The sequence below is a fragment of the Streptomyces sp. NPDC052107 genome (assembly GCF_040680215.1).
In the GTDB taxonomy this organism is placed as follows: domain Bacteria; phylum Actinomycetota; class Actinomycetes; order Streptomycetales; family Streptomycetaceae; genus Streptomyces.
Genome location: NZ_JBFAWG010000227.1, coordinates 1 through 2,980, shown reverse-complemented (window position 1 = coordinate 2,980; position 2,980 = coordinate 1). Strand labels below are relative to the sequence as shown.

Annotated in this window: 3 protein-coding genes and 1 pseudogene; all 4 read left to right on the top strand. The window is 67.0% G+C overall.

Going from position 1 to position 2,980, the window contains the following annotated elements:
• Nucleotides 1–153: 153 nt before the first annotated feature.
• The 4 genes and pseudogenes from AB0M27_RS47205 (at nt 154) to AB0M27_RS47190 (ending at nt 2,878) form a co-directional block, all read left to right on the top strand.
• Nucleotides 154–591 (top strand): hypothetical protein, encoded by a 438-nt coding sequence (locus AB0M27_RS47205; RefSeq protein WP_365732376.1) that lies wholly within the window; start codon nt 154–156, stop codon nt 589–591.
• Nucleotides 592–760: 169 nt separating this feature from the next.
• Nucleotides 761–943: pseudogene (locus AB0M27_RS47200) on the top strand (hypothetical protein); the annotation flags it as partial.
• A 107-nt stretch (nt 944–1,050) separates the two neighbouring features.
• Nucleotides 1,051–2,553 (top strand): IPT/TIG domain-containing protein, encoded by a 1,503-nt coding sequence (locus AB0M27_RS47195; protein ID WP_365732375.1) that lies wholly within the window; start codon nt 1,051–1,053, stop codon nt 2,551–2,553.
• Nucleotides 2,554–2,683: 130 nt separating this feature from the next.
• Nucleotides 2,684–2,878, top strand: a complete 195-nt coding sequence (locus AB0M27_RS47190; protein ID WP_365732374.1) for a hypothetical protein — start codon at nt 2,684–2,686, stop codon at nt 2,876–2,878.
• Nucleotides 2,879–2,980: the final 102 nt, after the last annotated feature.

The window sequence follows — 2,980 nt, the reverse complement described above, 5'->3', positions numbered from 1 at the left end:
CACAAACGTTCATGATCACGGTGGCCGTACCCATACCCCCACTCGGCCCCCGCGAGCTCCTGATCAGGGAAGACGCCGGAACTACAGCTGCCGTGGCTGTACACGCTCAATTCAGCAACTGCTAAAACAACGCGCCCGATGAGGAAGGGCGCCATGAACGCTCCGATCACCCTGGCCGTCGATATAGACGCCGATGCCTCGCGCATCTTCGAAATCCTGTCCACCACCGGCGGCCAGCGTGCCTTCTGGACCGATGACTGCGACGTCGCCGGCGAACGCGCACGCTTCGGCTTTCCCGAGGCCCCCGTCGACCTCGAGGTCGACGTGACGACCGAACCCGACAAGCTCGTCAGGATGCGGGTGACCCGTGGCTGGCCGGGCTGGACAGGCTCGACATGGGAATGGGAAATGGGCCCTGCGACCCGCTCGGACTCCGGTGCCGGAGTACTCTTCCGCCACTGCGGCTTCGGGGAGGGGTACCAGGAAACCGACCTCGGGCATACCAGCCACACCTGGGCGCAGATCCTTGACCGCTTGGCGGCGTACGCCGCAGGAAGCCCGGTCCATCCGTTCTTCCACGCCCGACCCTGACTTCAGACGGGCCGCCGTTCGACGTGGTACCGACCGGTGAAAGCGGGGGCGCACCGCCGCGCCGGATGGTTGGCGCGCCCACCGCATGGCCGGCAAACCTCCGCGTCGTCACCCGTCGCACAGGCTGACTCACGCCTGACGCGAGTGTCTTCCCTAGGCCGCGCTCGTCCGCCGCGACGGCATCGTTGCCTGGGCCGCCGCCCCGGGTCTGCCCGCGGACACCGCAGGTCTGGCGCTCGCGCTGTGCACCTGGTTCGGCGCACCGCAGACGCGTATGGCGAACGGCCAACAAGGTGAACCTGGCCAGCCTGAAGACAGGAAGAGCGCCGGGCAACGCGGAGGGGAGGTCTGATGGTGTGCGATCCACTCTGACGGTCGGTTCGGCATAGATCTGCCCTGATGCTGCCGAAAGGCCGTCGCGCCCCCGCACCGGCAAACCTCCGAGGAGCAGGAACGACGATGGCATCCGATCCGGCAATCTCCCAGGTGACCATGACCCTGGCTGCCCTTGCAGCTACCGGGGCCACCCCGCGTCCGTCCGGGGAAACCCTGGAGCAGCAGACCAAACGCATCATCACCGGCATCGACGCGCAACTGCGCGATCCCGGCCTTGCGACGCAGGACGAGTGGGAGCTGGTGTGGCTCGCCCTGAGCGAGGCCAACGCCAATATGGCCTACCTCGTACGGAGCACCAACGGCTCGAACGAGTTCGCCGTGGTCGCTCGCGGAACGGACGCCGATCTGACCGACATCCTTGAGGACCTCGATGTCGGCACGGTCGTCCCGTTCCCCGAAAGCGGATCGCCGACGCCCATCTTCGTGTCCAAGGGGGCAAAGGACGCGTTCACACGAGTGGTCACCGCCCGCTCGATCGCCTCTCCCTCCCTGAACGCCACGCTCGCTCAGGCGCTCTCCGTTGCGCTCAAGGCGGCGCCCTCCTCGCCGCAGCCGACCGTCTATCTGACCGGTCACAGCCTGGGCGGTTGCATCGCCAGCATGCTCGCGCCGTACCTTCAGGCACAGACCTGGCCGAAACAGCCGAAGTTCGCGGTGATGACCTATGCCGCTCCCACCGCCGGCGTGCAGAGCTTCGTCGACTACTTCGACTCCGTGCCGTGGGTCATCGACGAGCGCCAGAACAACGCCTACGACCTGGTGCCGCACGCGTGGGCCGATCTCGACACCACCACCGGCTGGTACCCGAGCCCGGGACCGCAGGCGACCGAAGAAGTGAAGCTGCTCATCGGGGCGATCTCCAAGCGCACCAACGGCAACGTCTACGTCCAGCCCGGCACTCTCTGCCTGATGAACACCGGATACACAAGCCTTGCCGAGAAGCTGGTCAACAAGACCACCCAGGACTTCCTCGGCCAGATCGCCTACCAGCACGCCAACTCCACCTACCTGGAGCTGGTGGGGGCGCCTGACGTGCCTTCCCCGCCGGTGGTGACCGACGTGAGCCCCACCTTCGGCGCCGCAGGCGACACGGTGACGATCAACGGCAAGTATTTCAGTCAGGACAGCATGGTCGACTTCGGCCACTTCGCCTGCACCGAGCCGCCCACCATCGACCCCTCCGGCCTCAAGATCACCGCTAAGGTCCCCAACGGAACGGGCGTCGTCCACATCCGCATCACCAACACCCTCGGCACCTCCCCGGCCGTCGCCATGGGGCAGTTCGCCTATGGCGGACCCGCACCTGTGGTGGTCAGTTCGGTCAACCCGACCAGCGGTAAGGTCGGCGCCCCGGTCACCATCAAAGGCTCGGGCTTCGCCGACGGAGCCACCGTGCACTTCAAGGACAAGGCGTCCGGCTCGGTCAAGTTCGTCTCCACCGGCCAGATCACCGCAACCGCGCCCGATCTGTTCGACGTCCACCAGACGGTGAACATCACCGTGACGGTCGGCAAGGCCACCTCTCCCACCAGCCCGGACGACGAGTTCACCTACACCGGACGGTAGCGTCCGCAAGCCCCGTTCCCGGGTGGCCCTTCGAGCAGCCCCGGGCCCTTGCCGCCGGCCGCCTCACCCGCCAAGGCTTCCTCACCCAACCCGGACGAGGCCGCTACCAGAAACGGACTTAACGCCCTCTGTGGCGCGCGTCCACCTCTTCGAGGCCCGCGGCCTGACCCTCGGGCCGCAGGAGCTCACGGAGTCAGAGCAGGACTTCAAGCTGATGTGGTTGCCGATGGGCGATGCGCTGCGGGCCGTGGACGAGGGCCGGTTCCTCCTCCCGGCCGGGCCGCTGGCCCTGCTCCTGGCAGCTCGCCGTCCGGCCGGCGCCTGAACCGGCCCGCTAAGCCTTGTTCCACCGACGTGGCCTGAAATGGATCTTCTGATGGGTTTTTGAGCGGGTTCCGGGTCGGTGTCTGTGCCTGGGCAGGTGGTA

What these genes read in the sequence shown, in the direction of transcription:
- AB0M27_RS47195 (WP_365732375.1), top strand. Translation starts at nt 1,051, where the DNA reads ATGGCATCCGATCCGGCAATCTCCCAGGTGACCATGACCCTGGCTGCC.
- AB0M27_RS47205 (WP_365732376.1), top strand. Translation starts at nt 154, where the DNA reads ATGAACGCTCCGATCACCCTGGCCGTCGATATAGACGCCGATGCCTCG.